This window comes from Campylobacter novaezeelandiae, from assembly GCF_018968685.1.
GTDB classification, from domain to species: Bacteria; Campylobacterota; Campylobacteria; order Campylobacterales; family Campylobacteraceae; genus Campylobacter_D; species Campylobacter_D novaezeelandiae.
Map to the genome: position 1 here is coordinate 1092269 of NZ_CP076657.1, position 19446 is coordinate 1111714.

General features: G+C 26.7%; 19 protein-coding genes. 5 read left to right on the top strand and 14 right to left on the bottom strand.

Features of this window, described 5'->3' with window-relative positions; all coding sequences use genetic code 11:
• The first annotated feature begins 3 nt into the window (after positions 1-3).
• From CNZW441b_RS05575 to aat, 4 genes are read left to right on the top strand one after another with little or no spacing between them, the layout of a single operon-like run.
• The gene (locus CNZW441b_RS05575) at positions 4-612 is read left to right on the top strand and encodes a thioredoxin domain-containing protein (protein WP_131164104.1); all 609 of its coding nucleotides are present in this window, start codon (positions 4-6) and stop codon (positions 610-612) included.
• Entirely contained in the window at positions 612-902 is a 291-nt protein-coding gene (locus CNZW441b_RS05580; protein ID WP_131165671.1) for an ATP-dependent Clp protease adaptor ClpS, read from the top strand. Before CNZW441b_RS05575 ends, CNZW441b_RS05580 begins: the two co-directional genes overlap by 1 nt.
• On the top strand, positions 899-3034 hold the full coding sequence (locus tag CNZW441b_RS05585; RefSeq protein WP_131165672.1) for an AAA family ATPase: 2136 nt from the start codon (positions 899-901) through the stop codon (positions 3032-3034). The genes CNZW441b_RS05580 and CNZW441b_RS05585 overlap by 4 nt, the downstream gene beginning before the upstream one ends.
• On the top strand, positions 3009-3653 hold the full coding sequence (gene aat, locus CNZW441b_RS05590) for a leucyl/phenylalanyl-tRNA--protein transferase (RefSeq protein WP_131165673.1): 645 nt from the start codon (positions 3009-3011) through the stop codon (positions 3651-3653). The genes CNZW441b_RS05585 and aat overlap by 26 nt, the downstream gene beginning before the upstream one ends.
• Before the next feature lie 78 nt (positions 3654-3731).
• Here the strand turns inward: aat and CNZW441b_RS05595 are convergent, their stop codons facing one another.
• Together CNZW441b_RS05595 and CNZW441b_RS05600 are read right to left on the bottom strand one after the other, a co-directional pair.
• Entirely contained in the window at positions 3732-4370 is a 639-nt protein-coding gene (locus tag CNZW441b_RS05595; protein WP_131165674.1) for a MarC family protein, read from the bottom strand.
• 22 nt (positions 4371-4392) lie between these two features.
• Positions 4393-5241, bottom strand: coding sequence for a hypothetical protein (locus CNZW441b_RS05600; protein WP_131165675.1), 849 nt, complete (start codon positions 5239-5241; stop codon positions 4393-4395).
• Positions 5242-5572: 331 nt separating this feature from the next.
• Between CNZW441b_RS05600 and CNZW441b_RS05605 the strand changes: the two genes are divergently transcribed.
• On the top strand, positions 5573-6373 hold the full coding sequence (locus CNZW441b_RS05605) for a ferritin-like domain-containing protein (RefSeq protein WP_200287207.1): 801 nt from the start codon (positions 5573-5575) through the stop codon (positions 6371-6373).
• On the opposite strand, the gene pssA is transcribed toward CNZW441b_RS05605, so the two are convergent.
• From pssA to CNZW441b_RS05665, 12 genes are all read right to left on the bottom strand, one after another.
• On the bottom strand, positions 6370-7089 hold the full coding sequence (pssA, locus tag CNZW441b_RS05610; RefSeq protein WP_131164111.1) for a CDP-diacylglycerol--serine O-phosphatidyltransferase: 720 nt from the start codon (positions 7087-7089) through the stop codon (positions 6370-6372). The genes CNZW441b_RS05605 and pssA overlap by 4 nt on opposite strands.
• Before the next feature lie 19 nt (positions 7090-7108).
• Positions 7109-7726, bottom strand: a complete 618-nt coding sequence (locus CNZW441b_RS05615; RefSeq protein ID WP_131165678.1) for a phosphatidylserine decarboxylase — start codon at positions 7724-7726, stop codon at positions 7109-7111.
• The gene (gene ftsH / locus CNZW441b_RS05620; protein WP_131165679.1) at positions 7719-9656 is read right to left on the bottom strand and encodes an ATP-dependent zinc metalloprotease FtsH; all 1938 of its coding nucleotides are present in this window, start codon (positions 9654-9656) and stop codon (positions 7719-7721) included. Before ftsH ends, CNZW441b_RS05615 begins: the two co-directional genes overlap by 8 nt.
• Complete coding sequence (locus tag CNZW441b_RS05625) at positions 9653-10489, bottom strand: 50S ribosomal protein L11 methyltransferase (RefSeq protein ID WP_131165680.1); 837 nt, start codon at positions 10487-10489, stop codon at positions 9653-9655. Before CNZW441b_RS05625 ends, ftsH begins: the two co-directional genes overlap by 4 nt.
• A 33-nt stretch (positions 10490-10522) precedes the next feature.
• A complete protein-coding gene (locus CNZW441b_RS05630; protein WP_131164115.1) occupies positions 10523-10909 on the bottom strand; it encodes a chemotaxis response regulator CheY in 387 nt (128 codons plus the stop codon).
• Between the two features lie 73 nt (positions 10910-10982).
• Complete coding sequence (locus CNZW441b_RS05635; RefSeq protein WP_131164116.1) at positions 10983-11891, bottom strand: PDC sensor domain-containing protein; 909 nt, start codon at positions 11889-11891, stop codon at positions 10983-10985.
• Positions 11891-13666, bottom strand: a complete 1776-nt coding sequence (locus tag CNZW441b_RS05640) for a nucleoside-diphosphate sugar epimerase/dehydratase (protein WP_131164117.1) — start codon at positions 13664-13666, stop codon at positions 11891-11893. The genes CNZW441b_RS05635 and CNZW441b_RS05640 overlap by 1 nt, the downstream gene beginning before the upstream one ends.
• Before the next feature lies 1 nt (position 13667).
• On the bottom strand, positions 13668-14828 hold the full coding sequence (pglE, locus tag CNZW441b_RS05645) for a UDP-N-acetylbacillosamine transaminase (protein ID WP_131165681.1): 1161 nt from the start codon (positions 14826-14828) through the stop codon (positions 13668-13670).
• Positions 14825-15421, bottom strand: a complete 597-nt coding sequence (locus tag CNZW441b_RS05650) for an acetyltransferase (RefSeq protein WP_131165682.1) — start codon at positions 15419-15421, stop codon at positions 14825-14827. The genes pglE and CNZW441b_RS05650 overlap by 4 nt, the downstream gene beginning before the upstream one ends.
• The gene (gene pglC, locus CNZW441b_RS05655; RefSeq protein WP_131165683.1) at positions 15408-16010 is read right to left on the bottom strand and encodes an undecaprenyl phosphate N,N'-diacetylbacillosamine 1-phosphate transferase; all 603 of its coding nucleotides are present in this window, start codon (positions 16008-16010) and stop codon (positions 15408-15410) included. Before pglC ends, CNZW441b_RS05650 begins: the two co-directional genes overlap by 14 nt.
• On the bottom strand, positions 16003-17133 hold the full coding sequence (locus CNZW441b_RS05660; protein WP_131165684.1) for a glycosyltransferase family 4 protein: 1131 nt from the start codon (positions 17131-17133) through the stop codon (positions 16003-16005). The genes pglC and CNZW441b_RS05660 overlap by 8 nt, the downstream gene beginning before the upstream one ends.
• Entirely contained in the window at positions 17130-19445 is a 2316-nt protein-coding gene (locus CNZW441b_RS05665) for an STT3 domain-containing protein (RefSeq protein WP_216681289.1), read from the bottom strand. The genes CNZW441b_RS05660 and CNZW441b_RS05665 overlap by 4 nt, the downstream gene beginning before the upstream one ends.
• Position 19446 lies beyond the last annotated feature (1 nt).

Sequence of the window (19446 nt, forward strand, 5' to 3'; positions counted from 1 at the left end):
AGAATGAAAAATAAATATGCTTTATTGATTTTATTATTACTAGGTTATTTTATTAGCGCCTGTTCTAACAATGAAGAAAAAATTCAAAATGATTTTTTATTTAAAGAATACAATCAAGGCGATAAAATTGTTTTAAATAGTGTAAATGGTGGAAGTAAAACACTAATAAGAACTCAAAAAGGTTTTATTGTAGAAGGAGATGAAAATAAAGTACTAATGTTTGACTTTTTTGGAACATTTTGTGCTCCTTGCAAAGAAGAAGCTCTTGAACTAAGCACTTTATGGAAAAATAATACCAAGCAATTTTTTATTATAGGTTTAACACATTTTGAAGATGTAAGTGATGCTGAAGTTAAAAAATTTGCTGATGATTATGGGGCTTATTATTTTTTGAGCAACTCTAATGAAAATAGTAGAATTATTGCGCAAATTTTAAAAGATATAAACTATCAAAGCATGGAACAACTTCCTTTTAAAGTTGTTTTAAAAAATGGAATTTATCAAGAATTGACTGATTATTGGAATGAAGGTAAAAAAACTTATTTTTATTTAGGAAAAGTTCCTACAAGCTTAATGCAACAAGACTTAAATTTAATTTATGGAAAAAAATAATGCCAAAGACACAAATTTTAGAACACACAAAACTAAAAGAACCAAAAATGTTTAAAGTTTTACTTTTAAATGATGATATTACTACAATGGATTTTGTTATAGAAATTTTAATGAATATTTTTCATCATAGTTTTGAAGTGGCTAATAATATTATGCTTGAAGTTCACTGCAATGGTTCTGGAGTATGTGGGATTTATACTCAAGAAATAGCCCTTTCTAAACAAAAGCAAGTTTCAAATGCTGCCTTAATGGCTAATTTTCCATTAAAAACAAGAGTAGAAGAAGAATGAAATATCAAGAAGAATTAAAGAAATTTTTAGAAAATGCCAAACAACTAAGCAGTATAAACCACCATGAATTTGTTACTTGCGAACACGTATTATTTGTTCTTTTAAAATTAAGCGAAAATTTTAAAGAAATATTTAAAGAGCTAGACGATAATGACAATTTTACGCTTTTAGAAAACGAACTTAAAAATTATATTAGTCAAAAAAATCAAATTTTAAGCAAAGAAGTTGTGCCTGAATTTTCTTTAGTATTGGAAGAAATTTTATCTAAGGCCAAAAAAGAAAATCCTTTACAAGAAATCACAATTATTGACTTTTTAAATCAACTTTTACAAGATGATAGATCTTATTCTAATTTCTTACTTCAAAAATATGGTTTAAATCTTGATAAAATTCAACAAATTAGAAATTCCAATAAATCAGAAAATCTTAATACCTTTGCAAGTGATTTAACAATCTTAGCACAAGAAGGAAAAATAGATCCTTTAATTGGTAGAAAATTCGAATTACAAAGAATTATGCAGATTCTTTGTAGAAGAAAAAAAAATAATCCTATTTTAGTAGGAGAAGCTGGTGTCGGAAAAACAGCCATTATAGAAGGACTAGCCTTAGCAATTTATGAAAAAAAAGTCCCAAAACAACTCCTTGATGCAAAAATTTACAGTCTAGATTTGGCCAATCTTTTATCTGGAACAAAATATAGAGGAGATTTTGAAAAAAGAATTAAAGATATTTTAAATGAACTCAGTTCCATACCTAATGCTATTTTATTTATAGATGAAATTCATACTATTGTTGGTGCAGGAGCTAGTAATGATTCTTATACTGACTTTTCCAATCTCTTAAAACCTGCTCTTAGCAATGGAAGCTTAAAATGCATCGGGGCTACAACATTTATAGAATACAAAAACACCTTTGATAAAAATAAAGCTTTAAGTCGTCGTTTTGCTAAAATTGATATTGATGAGCCAAATGAAGCCGAATGTTTTCTTATTCTTCAGGGTTTAAGACCTAAATATGAGAAATTTCATAATGTAAAATTTAGCGATGAAATACTTAAATCAAGCATAAAATGGGGTAAAAAATTTTTTAATGACAAATTTTTACCAGATTGTGCTATTGATCTTATTGATGAATTAGGTGCCTCATTTGCACTCGAAAAAAAACAAAAAAAGAATGTAACCTTAAAAGACCTAGAATTAACACTAGAAAAAATGACCAAGTCTCATAAAATTTTTGAATTTGATCAAAATAGTGCTTTAATTAAACTAGCCTCTAATTTAAAATCAGTTATTTTTGGACAAGATGAAATTATTGATAGTATTTGCAAAACTCTTAAACAAAGTTATGTAGGATTTAAAAATCAAAACTCTCCTAGAGGCGTTTTTCTTTTTACAGGTTCAAGTGGAGTAGGAAAAACAGAACTTTGTAAAAATTTAGCCAAATTTTTAGGACTTCACTTAGAAAGATTTGATATGAGTGAATATGCCGAAAAACATGCTTTAAGTAAATTTATAGGATCTCCTGCTGGATATGTTGGTTATGAAGATGGTGGACTTTTAAGTAATGCGGTTAGAAAAAATCCTTTTAGCGTAATTTTATTTGATGAAATCGAAAAAGCTCATCCTGATCTTAGTAATACTTTTTTACAAATATTTGATAATGCAAGTTTAACAGATAATAGCGGAATAAAAATCGATTTTCAAAATACCATTATCATCATGACCTCAAATCTTGGTCTAAAAGACTACAATGAATTAGGCTTTTTAAGTCAAAAAGAAGAAAAAAACAATAGAGCTATTAAAGATTTTTTTGCTCCTGAATTTATCAATCGCATTGATAAAATTTTACATTTTAATGATTTAAATGATGATATTTTAAACAAAATTGTTCAAAAAGAAATTAATGAAATTTCAAAAAATTTACAAAATATTACTTTAGACATTGATGAGAAAGCTAGGGTTTATTTAGCTAAAAAGGCCTACAATAAAGAGTTTGGTGTTCGATTATTAAAACGCATTATATCTGAAGAAATTGGGGAAAAAATAAGCGATGAAATTCTTCAAGGAAAACTCAAAAATGGGAAAATAAAGATTAAACTTGATAAAAATGGAAAACTTCAATTTATATACTAAACTTTTAAAAGCTCCAAAAGATGCTCCTGTATTTTTAACTTCTTCACTAGAAGAGAATTTTATACTTAAAGCTTATACTTTTGGATTATTCCCTTGGACTAGTAACCCAGTGACTTGGTGGTGTCCAGATCCTAGGTGTATTCTTTTGCCCAAAGATATTCATATACAAAAAAATATAAAAAAATTTTGTAAAAAATATACTATTAAGCTTGATTTTGATTTTTTAAATTTAATAAAACTTTGTAAAGATACTAGAGAACAAAGTTGGATAAATGATGATTTTATATATACATACACCAATCTTTTTAATCTAGGATATGCTCATTCTTTAGAAATTTATAAAGATGATATTTTAGTAGGAGGAATTTATGGACTTATAATAGGAAAGGTATTTTTTGGCGAAAGTATGGCTGGAATAGAAAAAAATGTATCAAAAATAGCCTTGATTAAACTCTGCGAGTTGCTAAGACCTTATGATTTTTTAATAGATTGTCAAATTTACAATTCACACTTAAAATTCATGGGGGCTAAAAATATCACAAGGGAACAATTCTTAAAAATATTAAGCAAAAAAACCCAACTAAATAGTGGATTTAAAAATTTTAAAGAACTTATATAATGTTATAATATTAAGTTTGCCGTTAAATTTTTATCAAAATTATTTTTTATGTTTAAATAATTTTATAAATTACTATCTCTATAATTTATATAAATTAGTTAATCCTAATAAAATCATTTTAATTCCCATAGCAACTATAAAAACTTGCACTATCCTAGAAAATACATGTAAAATTAATTTTCCAAAAATTTTTTCTATCGTTGCTGCAAAATGAAATAAAAAAAACATAAACATAAAAGCCAAAACAGTAGCACCTAATGCTACATCTAACCCACTGTCTTCACGAATAACTATAACAGCAGCTAAAGTTCCAGGCCCAACAAGCATAGGAAACGCCATAGGAATAAGACTTTTTCTTAAGAACTCTTTTTCGCTTAAATCTTGATAATGTGAGAAATCTTCAACAACTGTTGAAGCAGAAAAAAGTAAATTTCTAACTGCCATGATCATAAGGATTAAACCGCCAGCTATTCTTAAATGATCTAAATCAATTCTAAAAATATAAACCATTAAATAAGATCCAGAAAACAAAAAAACAAGAACAATCAAACAAGCAGTGTAAAGTATATTTCTAAAAAGCTTTTTACGTATAGCAGTTGGCAAACCTTCACTCATAGCAATAAACTGAGTTAAATTTCCAAAAGGATTTAACACAGCGAGCAATGCAATAGCAGAAACTAATATTAGGTGAAATTCTGATTCTAGATCAACAAACATTCTTTAAACTTGATCAAAAAAATTATTTAATATTATTAGTAATTTTCATTAAATCCCCTTTTGAAAAAGGTTTTAAATCTTTATACGATATCTCAAAAAAATCCAAATTTCTACCTACTTCTGCCAACAAAAGACGTAAATTGATATAAAGAGAATTTTCTTTAAATGATATATCTTGCTCAAGAACATTAAAATTATACTTATTATTAAAAAAATTCAAATTAGCCAAATCATATCTTTTATGAATTTCAAAGTAGTTTTTAAGCTTTTCTGTAATCAGTTTTCTAAAAGCTTTATTATTTCTAACAACATCTTTTAAAACATATGTTTTTATCTTTTTATCTTTAAGATTGAGCGCAAAACCGCTTTCATAAAAAGAAGGATGTGCTGCAGAACTATAAGAATAATCTACAAAATTATCAAAAAATATCATATCTTTAACTATATAAGTAATTTTTAAAGTATTATTAAAATCTTTACCGTATATATTAAAAGGATCTTTTTTTAAAAAATTATCCTTATCTTGTAAAATTTTTTCCAAAGTTTGATCCAAAGTTATAAAATCTAAATTTTTATTAAATTTCTGATTTTCAAAACTGCCTAAAGTAATATTTAAATCTGGTATAAAAAATAAATTATTGTTATAAGAATTTAATGCTTTAACCTTGCCTTGCGAAGTTAAATTTTCTACTTCTAATTCTTTTTTTAATTTAATATATTTAATTGAACAGATATTGTTTATTAAGCATTTATCTTTTTCATTTTCAATTAAACCATAATTTCCATTTTTTATACTAAAACCATAATCTTTAATCTCATAAGCATAGAGATTAAACACAAAAAATACCATTGATATTAAAATTCTAAACATCACTTCACTTGCCTTAAATAATTTTAAAATTATAAAGTAAAAAATTTAATATTTTTTAAAATTTAACTATATTAGTTTTCTTAAATAATATAAATTTAAACCTCATTAAAAACCTATATAATTATAATAACATTATTCATCTCATTTTTATCCTAAAAATTTAATTAATACTAAAAATTTTTCATTATTATTTGTATCATTTAAACAACACAAAATAACAAATTTTTCATAGCTCCTAAATATTAAGAAAATACATATAAAATAATATATGTAAATATAGTCAATATAAAAATATTTATAGTAAAATATACAATTAAATCAAGGTTCATAAATGAAAAAAGAATTTTTTAATACTTTAGAAAAAATTTTATATAATCAAAATCTAAATCAAAAAATTAATGATTTTTATAATTTTTATGATGATTTTAAAAGCAAAAAAATCATTTTTGATCACTCTAATATAAGCGTTCTTAAAGAATGTAACTATGAAAAAGTAAAATTTATACATCCTACACGCATAAGAAGACCTAAATTTACTAAAAGTATAAAATCTCTAGCTCAAATTATACATTCAATTGCCCACATTGAATTTAGTGCTATTAATTTGGCTTTGGATAGCGCTTACCGCTTTAAAAATCTTCCTTTAAATTTTTATCAAGATTGGCTAGAAGTTGCAGATGAAGAAATAAAACATTTTCAATTTTTAAATCAAGCTTTAGAACAGTTAGGATACAAATATGGGGATTTCTTTGTTCATGATAATCTAGATTTAGCTTTAAAACTAACCAAAGATTCTTTAGCCTCTAGAATGGGAGTTGTTCATAGAGGATTAGAAGCTAAAGGACTCGATGCAAATCCTTTTGTTTTAAAAAAAATACAAACAAGCGATAATGAAATTAAATCTTTTTTAGAAGAAATTTTACATATTATCTTAAAAGATGAAATTACACACGTTAGCAAAGGAGATTTTTGGTGGAAATTCTCTAAAGATAAAAAAGAGAATTTTTTATCTTTATGTAAAGAATTTAAAACCTTTTCTTTGGCCGGAAAACAACTTAACTTTGAAGCAAGAATTCAAGCAGGTTTTGATCCTTTAGAATTACAAGAAATTGATAAATTTTATAATAATTAAATCTTCTTAAATATTATAATTATAAAATTATACAAAGCTCTAGTAATTCCATATAAAACATAAAGGCTTACCAAAAAAACTAGAGCTTCTAATGGATAAAGATATAAAAAAGAAAAAATTATCATTAAAATAATCAAAACTTTTAAAAAATTTGCACGAGAAAAATCAACCTTTTTAAAGCTTGGATAACGTATATTACTCACCATCAAAAATCCAAGAATTGCTTGCAAAACTAAAAAAATAAAACCATAAGATTCTAAAAATTCATATTTTATATAAGCATAAGTATAAATTGCACTTACAACAGCTGCAGTGGGTATAGGCAAACCTATAAATACGGAAGGCTCATATGTCCCAGTTGTTACATTAAATCTTGCCAAACGAATAGCACCAAACACAACAAAAAAAGCTGTGATTAAAGATCCTAATTTTCCATAATCAACTCCAATACTCATATAAAAAAATATTGCTGGAGCGACGCCAAAAGCAACTAAATCCGCCAAAGAATCAAATTCAACGCCAAATTTTGAAGTAGTTTTTGTTAATCTTGCAACACGGCCATCTAATCCATCACAAATTAAAGATAATATAATGTAAAATAAAGCTTTTTGATAATTTCCTTGTATAGAAGAAATTATTGAAATAATCCCTAAAAATGCCGAAATAGCTGTAAAAAGATTGGGCAACACATAAATAAGCTGAGGTTTATTATTCATAATTTCTCCTTTAAAAAATTTACTCTAAATAACCTATCAAAGCTCCTGCTTTTATTTTATCTCCAAGTCCTACTTGAATACGAATTTTATCTTTTGGTAAAAATAAACTTATATTTCCATTAATAAAAAATCCTATTTCATCTCCTGCATTAAGATCTGAATAAATATCATACAAATATAATTTTCTATCCATTGATCCTGCATAAATCTTATAAATAATATTTCTATTATCTGTATTTGCAAAAATTGATATATTTTCATTCATATTTTTTGCAACTTTTAAATTATTGCATAAAAAAAGTCCATGCTTTGTTTTAATCTTATCAATGTTCATTTTAAAACAAGCATAAAATGTCCCAGGATGATAAAAAGAATTTTTAATATTTATTTCTATACATTCTCCCAATAAATGGTGATTTAGATTTTGTATTTTTAAAATTTTACCATCAATAGGAGATAATATAGCCTTTTCATCCACGCAAATCAAAGTTCTTTTTGGAACTCTAAAAAGAAATAAAAAAAATAAAAATATAAAAAAAACTAAAAATGAAAAAGACCAAAATATCCAGATGATTACAAATAAGCTTAGACTAATCCCTATAGCAAAATATCCAACCCTTGAAAAATACTTATTCATTTATCTCTTCTTTTGAAAGCAAAGAATCTTTATCTTCTTGCAAACGTGTTGGTAAATTATTTTTTATCTCATATTCTTTAATAATCTCTCTAACTTTAGCACCTTCAATAGTTTCTTCTTCATATAAAGCTTCAACCATAGTTTCAATAGCACCTTTATAATCATTTAAAGTTTTCTTTACTTCATCATATCTATCATCCAATGTTTTTTTAACATAAGTATCCAAAGACTCTGCCATTTTTTCAGAGTAATCTTTAATTGTTTGTCCACCATTTAAAAACGTATTTCTTTGTTTTTCAAGAACCATAAGTCCTGCAATTTCACTCATACCATACATTGATATCATAGCTTTTATAATATCTGTAGCTCTTTCAAGATCATTACTTGCTCCTGTTGAAATCTCGCCAATAAATACTTCTTCAGCAGCACGCCCACCTAAAAGAACATCAACTTCTGCAAGTAGTTCATGTTTTTGCATCAAAAATTTATTCTCCTCAGGAGTATTTAGAGTATATCCTAAAGCTGCTAAACCTCTAGGAATTACAGAAACTTTGCTTACTTTTTTAGCTCCTTTAGTTGTTTCTGCAATTAAAGCATGCCCACATTCATGATAAGTAACAATTTTTTTCTCTTTATCATTAATACGACGTGATTTTTTCTCAAGTCCAGCTATAGCTCTTTCAACAGCTTCAACTAAATCATCTTGCTCGACATATTTTTTAGAATCTCTTCCAGCTAGAAGGGCAGCTTCATTAATAATATTGGCCAAATCCGCTCCTGCTAAACCTGCTGTAAGTCTTGCTATATCTTCAACTTTTACACTAGGAGAAATTTTTACATCTTTCATATGCACTTTTAAAATTTCACATCTACCTTTAAAATCAGGCTTATCTACTAATACCTGCCTATCAAACCTTCCTGGTCTTAAAAGAGCTGGATCTAAAACTTCTGGACGATTTGTAGCTGCTAAAACAATTACTGGAGAACTTTCGCTTCCAAAACCATCCATCTCAGCTAAAAGCTGATTTAAAGTTTGCTCTCTTTCATCATTACCCCCCATCATACCACTTGCCGCACGACTTTTACCAATAGCATCAATTTCATCAATAAATACAATAGCAGGGGCTTCTTTTTTAGCATTTTCAAATAAATCTCTTACTCTACTAGCTCCAACACCTACAAACATCTCTATAAAACTTGACCCAGAAACACTAAAAAATGGAACATCAGCTTCGCCTGCAACAGCTTTAGCCAATAAAGTTTTTCCAGTACCTGGAGGTCCAACCAATAAAAGGCCTTTTGGAATTTTTGCTCCTAATTTAATATAACGTTCAGGAAATTTTAAAAAATCAACAATCTCTTTTACTTCTTCTTTTGCTTCTTCAACTCCCGCTACATCAGAAAATTTTACTTTTGGTTTTTCAGAATTTACAAGCTTTTTTGAACTTCCTATTCCCAAAATAGAACTTCCCATATTTTTTTGCATACGACTTGCTAAAAACATCCAAATACCAAAAAAGATAAAAATTGGCAATACCCATGAGAATAAAATATCAGTAAACCAATTAGTTTCAGAATAAGCCCCATAAGCAATATTTTTCTGATCAAGTAAATTTACAAGCTCTGGATCATTAACTTTTTTAGCTGTATAGATAGTATTATGTGCTGAAGATATAGCTTTAATAGTAGTTTGTCCTATACTAACTTGATTAATCTGTCCGCTTTGTATAAGTTTTTTAAGTTCAGAATAGGCAATATTTTTACTTATCTCACCTCCATTTAAATTAGCTCCAAAAGAATTATTTCCATCAAAAAATCCTTTAAAAAGAACTATCATTACAATTGCAAAAATTGCAAAAATAAAGATTGGATTTTTGTTAAAAAAATTATTATTTTTTGGAGTATTATTTTTATTATTTGGTTTATTCATTGAGTTTCCTTTTTATAAACTAAACTTATCCATTCGTTTGACTGGATCTTGTCAATTAATTTTAAATCTTGAAATTTATCCTTTATTCGGCTTTCATATTTATCTAAAATTCCAGATAATATAAGTATAGCATTATCATTTAAACACTTTTTAATATTGCTTTCTAAAACTAAAATGATATCAGCAATCAGATTGGCCACTACCAAATCATATTTTTTATTAGCTTGATCTACAGAGCCACACCATATATTTTGAAATTTTATTTTATTAATTTTAGCATTTTTTTTGGCACTTTCAATAGCCAATATATCTGTATCACAAATATCAACTTTACATAAATATTTTGCTAGAATAATAGCTAAAATTCCGCTACCACAACCTATATCTAAAGCTAGCATATTCTTTTTGGCGTATTTTTGTAAAAATTTTATACAAGAATGAGTACTTTCATGATGTCCAGAACCAAAAGCAAGCGCTGGATTTATTTTGATATTTAAACAATTTTCTTTTGGTTCTTGCCAAGAGGTATGAATATAAATATTTTCAATTAAAATAGGATGAATACTTTTTTTGTATTCTTCAATCCAATCTTTATTTTCTTTTTTTTCAAGTATTTTATAAAAAAAAATTTTCTTATTTTCCAAGTTAGAAAGTTTTTCTATAAAAACATCTAAAGCAAAATCCAAATTTTCTAAACTATCTTCAGACCTTATAAAAAAACCTTCATTTTTTTCTTCTAAAGCGTCAATCCCTAAATCAAATATAAAGTCAACAAATATCTTTTCATAAGACTTTTCAACTTTAAAAAATAATTCATAGTAAAATTTTTGCATTTTGAAACTATTTTGCCTAAAAAGGCTTAATTTTTATTCAGATACCTCAGAACCAGTTCCTAAAACATCTTCAAGTTTTTCTTTCAATACTTGCGGGGTAAATGGTTTTACAATGTAATTATTAACACCTGCTTTTAAAGCTGTAATAACCTCAGCCTTTCCACCCTCGGTTGTAACCATAATAATAGGCATATCTTCATATTTTTTTTCAGCCCTCACCTTTTTAACTAACTCTAAACCATTCATTTCTGGCATATTCCAATCAGTTATTAAAACTTTTATATCTTCATTTTTAGTTAGCAAATCCCAAGCTTCAACCCCATGCTCAGCTTCAAGAACATCATTATGCCCAAGTCTTGTTAGAGTATTCTTAATAATCCTTCTCATAGTAGAACTGTCATCAACAACCAACAATTTCACAATTTCGTCCTTTCAAATTCTAATTTTACTATTTTATCCTACCAAAACAAAAAATAATTATAACATCTTTTTGTTAATTATTATCATAAATATGACTATTTTTATATTTTACTGCAAATAAGTATACACTAAGTCCAATTAAAAGAAGATTAATGCCAGCTATAAGGTATATCACATAAATCATTTGAGATAAATCACTTGATACAAGTTTAAACACTAGCATCAAAGCTTCAATAGCTAAAGCAATAATAATTGATCCTAAAAACCTCACCATTGTTTTTTGTATACCATGAGCTTCTTTTTTCATTTTTCCTAGAACTTCTTCTTCTATTATAGTTTTTGTTAAATCAAAAATAGCTAAGGCTAGAGTAATAGCTATAGTACTTTGAAATATGATTTGTATTCCAACTTTTTCTTGCTCATGAAATAAACTAAAAAATCCTTTTTGAAACAAAAAACATGTAATGATAAATAAAACCACAGCAAAACAAAAATAAATTACACGACTAAAATAATTAAAAGTTGTTTCAAAATATCCAGCTTCTATTACTTTTAAAATATTAATTAAACTTACATCTATACATACTACAAATAATAGTTCATTTTTATCATTATAAATTGGCATAGAAGCAGTAACACATAATTCATTATTTAAGCTAGAAGGATAAGGGTCGCTTAATATACAGCGCTTAAATTTAACGGCTCTATAAAAATAAGCTTTAGAACTTCTATCTTCCCCAGCTCCTGTTTCATATTCTTTTTTTAAAGCTATCGTATTGCCAATTTGCCTTCCAGATGTATCAAGTATATATAAAGCATCAAAAATAGAAATATCATGTTCAATTTTATCTAAGGCTATTTTTATACTATCAAGATGTATATTAGGGAGTTTATTAGGTAAATTTCTTGTTAAGATATATGTCATATATGCTCTTGCTTTATAGCGATTGTCTTCAAATTTTTGTATATCCTTAATAAACATTAATTACCTCCGGCGTTATGTTTAAATTCTGGAACAATTTCAAGCAATGTTTTAATTATATCTTTATTTTGCTTAAGCTTATCAATTTGAGAATTCAATTTAACAAGATCAGTTTTTTGATCTTTTACCACAAAAATACTTTCATATTTTGTTTTTGCATCATTTTCATCGATTAAAAGTTCTTCAAAAAGTTTTTCTCCTTTTCTAAGTCCAGTAATTTTAATTTCTAAATCAGGACGATTTGAAAGCAAAAGCATTTTTTTAGCTAAATCCATAATTTTTACAGGTTTACCCATATCAAGAACAAAAAGCTCTCCGCCTTTTGCTATAGCGCCCGCTTGAAGAACAAGCTGCACCGCCTCATCAACAAGCATAAAATATCTCACTATATCAGGATGAGTAAGACTTAAAGACTCACCCTTTGCAATTTGCTCCTTAAATTTAGGAATAACACTTCCACTTGAACCTAAAACATTTCCAAAACGAACACAAGCAACTTCAAAGTCTTTATTTGATAAAGCCAAGGTATAAAGCTCGCAAACTCTTTTAGTGCAACCCATAATACTTGTAGGTCTTACAGCCTTATCAGTGCTAATCATAACAAATTTTTTAACTCCATTATCTTTTGCACTATCAATTAAAATTTTAGTTCCTATTATATTGTTTAATACTGCAGAATAAGGATTTTGCTCACAAAGTGGTACATGTTTATAAGCTGCTGCATGCAAAATAAGTTCTGGTTTGTATTGTTTTAAAACACCTTTGAGATTATCTTCTTCTAAAATACTCATCAAAATAGGAATAATTTTATCCTTATGATTACTTAAATCTTCATTGATTTTATAAAGATTAAATTCACTATGATCAATCATTATAAGCTGTTTTGCGCCAAATTTTATACACTGCTTACAGAGTTCGCTACCTATACTCCCTCCAGCTCCACTCACCAAAACAACTTTATCCTTTAAAAAATCTATAACCGCATTATTATCTAAATCCTTAGGTTTTCTAGCAAGTAAATCTTCTATACTAATATCTCTTGCCTCATTCCTTGTAAAGGAAAAAATTTTAACATCTAAGATTCCATAACCAACAAGCTCTTCAAAAAGCTTTTTTAAATCTTCTTGTTCAAGCTTTAATGCAATAATCGCTGTCTTTGTGCCTTTATCTACATAATCTTTAATTTTATCTTTTGATTCAACCTTAAATTTATCACAATAAGTTCCAATGAGTTCTTTTCTTTCATCAATTACTCCAACAGGATAAAGTCCTAAATGCCCTTCTTTTGCACCTTTTAGCAAATGAAGTGCTTTAGATGTAGCTCCTATTACTATGCAAGGATTTTCTTCAAAAGCATTATTTGATTTAAAATCAACAAACATCCTTTTACTGATTCTTAAAGTACCTATAAACATATAAGATAAAACAAAATCTATCCCTATAACACTTCTTGGAAAAGGATTAAAAAAATCACTATAAAAAGAAAAAATTATTAAAAAAATAATTTCAGATAAAATAAGGGCTATAAAAATTTTTCTTGCTTCATTTAAAGAAAAAAATCTCCAAGCAACTTTATAAATCCTAAAAACAAATAAAAAGAAAATTTTTAAAATAATGAGTATAAGCCCTGATTTAAACATTGAGTTATAAAACTCATCAGGTATATCTCCACTAAATCTTAAAGAAAAAGCTAAAAAAATAGAAAGTAAAAATAAAAAAATATCAAAACAAACAAAAAATATTAATCTTTTGCTTTTATAAAAAGTAAAATCCATCTTAACCTCGGATACTCTTTAAAATAAGATAAGAAATTTCTTTAACATCATCTTTGCTCATAGTAGTGCTGCTTGGTAAACAAATTCCTTTATAAAAAAATAATTCACTATTGCCATTTACATAAGCTTTTTCACCTTTAAAAACTGCTTGAGCATGCATAGCCTTCCAAAGAGGTCTTGTTTCAATTTGTTCTTTTTTTAAATCTTGAATCAATTTTGAAATTTTAGGATGCAAAGGAAGATCTTTTTGTGTGATACAAATACTTTTTTTCTCTTTAAAAAGTTCATTTAGCTTAAAATCTATTAAGGCTGTGCTTAGCCAACGATTACTTCTTGAATTTTCAAGTTCGTCTAAAAAACTAAAACTATCGCCTAAAAATTCTTTATACCACTTATAAATTTCTCTTTTTTTAAGCACTCTTTGTTCTAAAACTTCCATTTGCGCAACACCAATAGCACCCAAAACATTACTAAGTCTATAATTATATCCATAATCTAAATGCTCATAATGCAAACAATCTTCTCTAGCTTGAGTGCTATAAAACCTTGCTTTTTCTATTTTTTGCTTGTCTTTTCCTACAAGCATTCCTCCACCTGAAGTTGTGATAATTTTATTTCCATTAAAAGAATAAACCCCAAACTCTCCAAAAGTTCCCAAAGCTTTACCCTTATAAAAACTCCCTAAAGCTTCTGCTGCATCTTCAATTAAAATAATATTATTTTCTTTACAAATTTCAAGAATCTCATCCATTTTTGATGCATTACCATAAAGATGTGTTAGAATTAAAGCTTTAGGTTTTTTTTCGCTTTCATAAATAGCTTGTTTTAATAAAGTTATATCTAAATTAAAAGTTTCATCACAATCAATAAAAACAGGCTTAGCCTTAAGATAATAAATAGGCGCAACCGAAGCAATAAAAGTAAAAGACGAAGCCAAAACCAAATCATTTTCTTTTACTCCAGCCACTCTTAAAGCAAGATGTAAAGCCGCTGTTGCAGAATTTAAAGCTAAAGCATAATCACTTTTTGTATAGTCTTTGATACTCTGCTCGAAACGATTAACAAATTCTCCTAAAGGAGCTATATAATTACTTTTAAAAACTTCTTGTATATATTTTAATTCATTTTCGCTCATATGTGGAGCTGAAAGAAAAAATTTCATAACTTATCCTTTATACTTCTTGCAGGAACACCTATATAAGTTCCTTTTTCAGTTATATCACGCGTTAAAACCGCACCTGCACCTAAAATACTATTATCCGCCATAATCAAATTAGGCAAAATACAAGAATTAATTCCCATAAAACACTTTTTGCCTATTTTTACATTCCCAGCCATTTTAGCCCCAACACTTATATGAGAAAATGCATCTATTTTACATTCATGCTCTACAACACAAGAAGTATTTAAAATAACGCCTTTAGCAATAAAAGCTTTAGCATTAACCACTACACAAGGCATAATTAAAATTCCACTTTCTTCTAAAAAAGCACTTGGACTTACAATAGCACTTGGATGAATTAAATTTACAATTTTAAAACCATTTTCTTTAATAGTATTAAAAACCTTTTCTCTAATGCTATTATCTCCTATAGCAACAAATATATCCCATTTTGGCAAATCTTTGCTAAATTTTACACCTTTATTATCATCTAAAAAAATACATTCTTCATAACCTAAAGACTTGGCTACATCTGCACAAACTAAACCGTGTCCACCCGCTCCATAAATATAGATTTTTTTAGTTCTTTCCATTAAATTTTTCCGTTGTAGCTTGACCTGTTTTATTTATCCCACTTCGTTTTAGCACTTTAAAAAAAGTTAAAAAAAGAATTTTTAAATCAAGAGCAAAAGAAATGTGTTCTACATAATACACATCAAGTTCAAATTTTTGCTTCCAAGAAATATTATTACGTCCATTAACTTGTGCCCATCCTGTAATACCTGGTTTTACATTATGACGCATTTTTTGTCTTGAATCATAAAGTTTTAAATATTCAGATAATAAAGGACGCGGACCAACAAAACTCATATCTCCTTTTAAAACATTAAAAAGTTGCAATAATTCATCTAAACTCAAACTTCTAATAATTTTTCCTAAAGATTTTAAACGCATTTCATCAGGAAGTAAATTTCCTTGCTCATCTTTTTCATCGCTCATTGTCTTAAATTTGTAAATTTTAAATTCTTTTTCATTAAGCCCAGGTCTAATCTGCGTAAAAATTACACTTTTTTGAGTGATTTTTAAAAGTATAGCTATAATTAAAATCAAAGGAGAGAAAAAACTTAATAAAATTAAAGCTAAAATAAAATCCAAAATCCTTTTAATATACTTTTTATACATTTTTCATACTCTCATCATAAATTTTTAAATAATTTTTTGCAATTAAATTTTCATCTAGTTTTAGAGCTTCTTTAAATGCATTATGAGCTAAATTTTCTCGTAATTTTGTATCTTCTATCAATAAAGTGATTTTTTCGACAAAATCATTTATATTTTTACTCTGAAATAAAAGACCATCATAACCGTTTGAAATTGCTTCTATGCAACCTTCACAATCACTTACAATACAAGCTTTTGCGCAAGCTTTTGCTTCTAAAATTGTAGCAGGAAAACCCTCCTTATAGCTTGGTAAAACAAAAATATCACATAAATTTAATAAAAAAGCTATATCATCTCTTGATCCAAGATAAAAAACTTCACCTTTTTGTAAAAACTCTAAAGGAGCGCAAGATTTATTATCATCTCTACCGCCTACCAAAATAAAATTAGCTTTATTTTTTAAAAGTCTGGCCGCCTCATAAAATTCTTTAATCCCCTTATGCCACAAAGCTCTAGCTATCATTAAAATTAAAGGTTTATTGGGCATATTATAATTTTTTAGAAAATTTAACTTAATATCATTTTGAATTTTCACAGGAAAAAATTTCTTAAGATTAACTCCTACAGATTTTATAATGCAAATTTTTTCTTCTTTTAAGCCTAAATTTCTCATGAATTCAGCATTGCTTTCATTTACAAAAATAAATTTAGTAGCAAATCTAAATGATATTTTATATAATAAATTAATCGTTGCTCTTACTAATTTGCTTTTAAGATCTTCATCAATATAAAACGATCCAAGTCCTTCTACAAGAGCAAAAATTAATTTAATTTTTGCTACTTTTGCTGCTATTACTCCAAAAGTATTACTTTTATGAGCACTTGTTTGAATCAAATCTAAATTTAAATTTTTTAAAGTTCTTGCAAGATGTAAAAAATTTTTAAAAACAACCAAAGGATTAAGACTTGAGCGATTTAGATCATAAAAAATAATATTAGCTTTTAAATCCTGAAGCTTATGAGCGTAATTATCCTTTGGAACTATAATAAATACCTCATCTCCTCTTTCTAATAAAGCTTTAATAATAGGAGCTCTAAAATGATAAATACTCATGCCAGAATGACTTAAAAATCCTATCTTCATATTTTTAATTTAAATACCTTTGCCTCTTTAGTGTTTAAAACCAAATCGAATAAATTTTTATCATAATTACCTAAAAAAAACATTTGAACAAAAGCACTTTGATACATATTTTTATCCATCAAAATAAATTGAGTAAAAGGCATAGAGGAATCTTTAATATAAAAAATATAAAAATTTGCACTAGGATCAACATTGATAATTTTATATTCATTTTTTTCTATAGAATCAAACTCTATAAAACTATTAATAGCAAAAACGTCTCCATTTAACTTAAAATTCCTAAAATCATTACTTAAAATTATCCCATTACTTAAAATAATCTCTCCATTATTTTCACCCAAAATATAAGAAGTGCTAAAAGTAAATGGTTTATTAAGCTCCCCTGTTTCAAGATCTATAAAAGAAAAACTTGCAACAGTTAAAAAAATCGAAACCATTCGCGATGGGAGATAAAGATAAATATCTCTTGTTTTTGGAGTATTGATTTTGAAATTTTCTTTACTTAAAGAATTTAAAAATAAATCAACATTACTTTGGTTATAATCTCTCATCATAGCATCAAGCAAATCATTATATGGCTTATAAAAACTTTTTTCAGTATATTCCACACTTAATCTTGCCATATTTGCAGCTGATCTTTGATCTTTACTTAAAACAAAAGAAGGGAAAAAGTTATCTTTTCCTAAATGTTTGCCACCATCTACCAAGGTTTTAACATCACTATAATATCTAATAGGATACCCATAATCCCACCACGTTACAACATAATCTTCTCTTGATGCCAATTCTTTAAACTTTGTCAAAAGAATAGCTTCATTTTGAGTAAAAACAGTTGGGGCTTTGTAATTATAAATATGCGTTAAAGCAGAAGATAAACTTATCATTAAAATGGCTATGATAAGAAAAACACGCATTAATTTTAAATTCTTTTTATATAAAAATTTTAAAGCCATAAAAATAAAAAAGAATAATATTAATAAAAACGCAAAATATCCTAAAAAATCATATGAATCAAAATTTTTTTGTATCGAATAAAAGAATATAAATAATATAATAAAAAGAAAAATTATAATTAAAAGAAATCTAAAAAATCTTATATCTTTAATATTTTGTATTTTAATTTTTTCCAAATACTCCAAAAATTTAATACATAAAAAACCAAATCCCAAAGCCATAATAGGCACTGCATAGATAGTAAAACGAAGCCCGCCCTTAAGCGCCAAAAAACCAAGCAAAAGCATAGGTAAAGCTAAAATAACACTCTTGTGCTGTTTGATAAATAAAATAAAACCTATAAAAGAAAGTAAAAAAATAATTTCATTAGAACTTATTCTTTGCATAAAAACACTTAAATCTATACTTTCAACTTCTTGTATAGTTTTATTAACATTAAAATAAACAAAACCTTGAGTTAAATTAGCACTAGAGTCAGTTCGAAATATATAAAATTTAAGCTGATAAAGTATAGGATCAACACCGCCACTTAAAATTAAAAAAATAAGAGTGAAAAAACCCAAAATAAGAAGCAACTTTAAGTTAAAATAATAATTTTTTAAAACAAATAGAGAAAAAAGTATTACTATAATTGCACTTTGGTAAAACCAAGCAATATTTGAAAGAGTAATAAGCATTAAAATAATACTCATATACAATATAGTTTCTTTTCTATGAAAGATAAGAGTATAAATTAAAAATAACCCTATCAAAGCAACATTTAAAGTATAACTTGATGGATACCACCAAAGATAAATCATTACACAAAAAGGTAAGAAAATAAAAGATAATAAATCCTTTTTTAAAATAAGCCTTATCATAAAAAATAAAATAAACATAGGAAGGACTATTACAAGCATATCCGTATCATAATATCCTGCCATAGTACGATTATAATAACTATTTGCTATGCTTGCTAAAAGAGCAGCTATAAAACCCATTAAAGGATTTTTATACTCATTAGCAATCAATACAAGCGGTATAACAAGCAAAGAAGATAAAAATACACTCATATATAAAATAATACTCTCAAAAGAAAAAGGGGTAATTTTATAAAGCCAATAAGTAAGAGTAGAAAGTGATGATCCATAATAGCTTAAGTCATTAGGCTGATGAAAGCCGGCTATCATATCTCTTGCACCCTCTGCAAAAGCATACCCATCATTTGAAATAATCATTAATTCGTTATTAAAAAAATACTCATTAAATTCACTTGCCCAAAAAATCCAATAAAAACGACACGCAATACTAAAAATAAAAGCTATTAAAATAAAAACTATTAAATTATAATTTTTAAAAATACGGTTTATCTTTTGCATT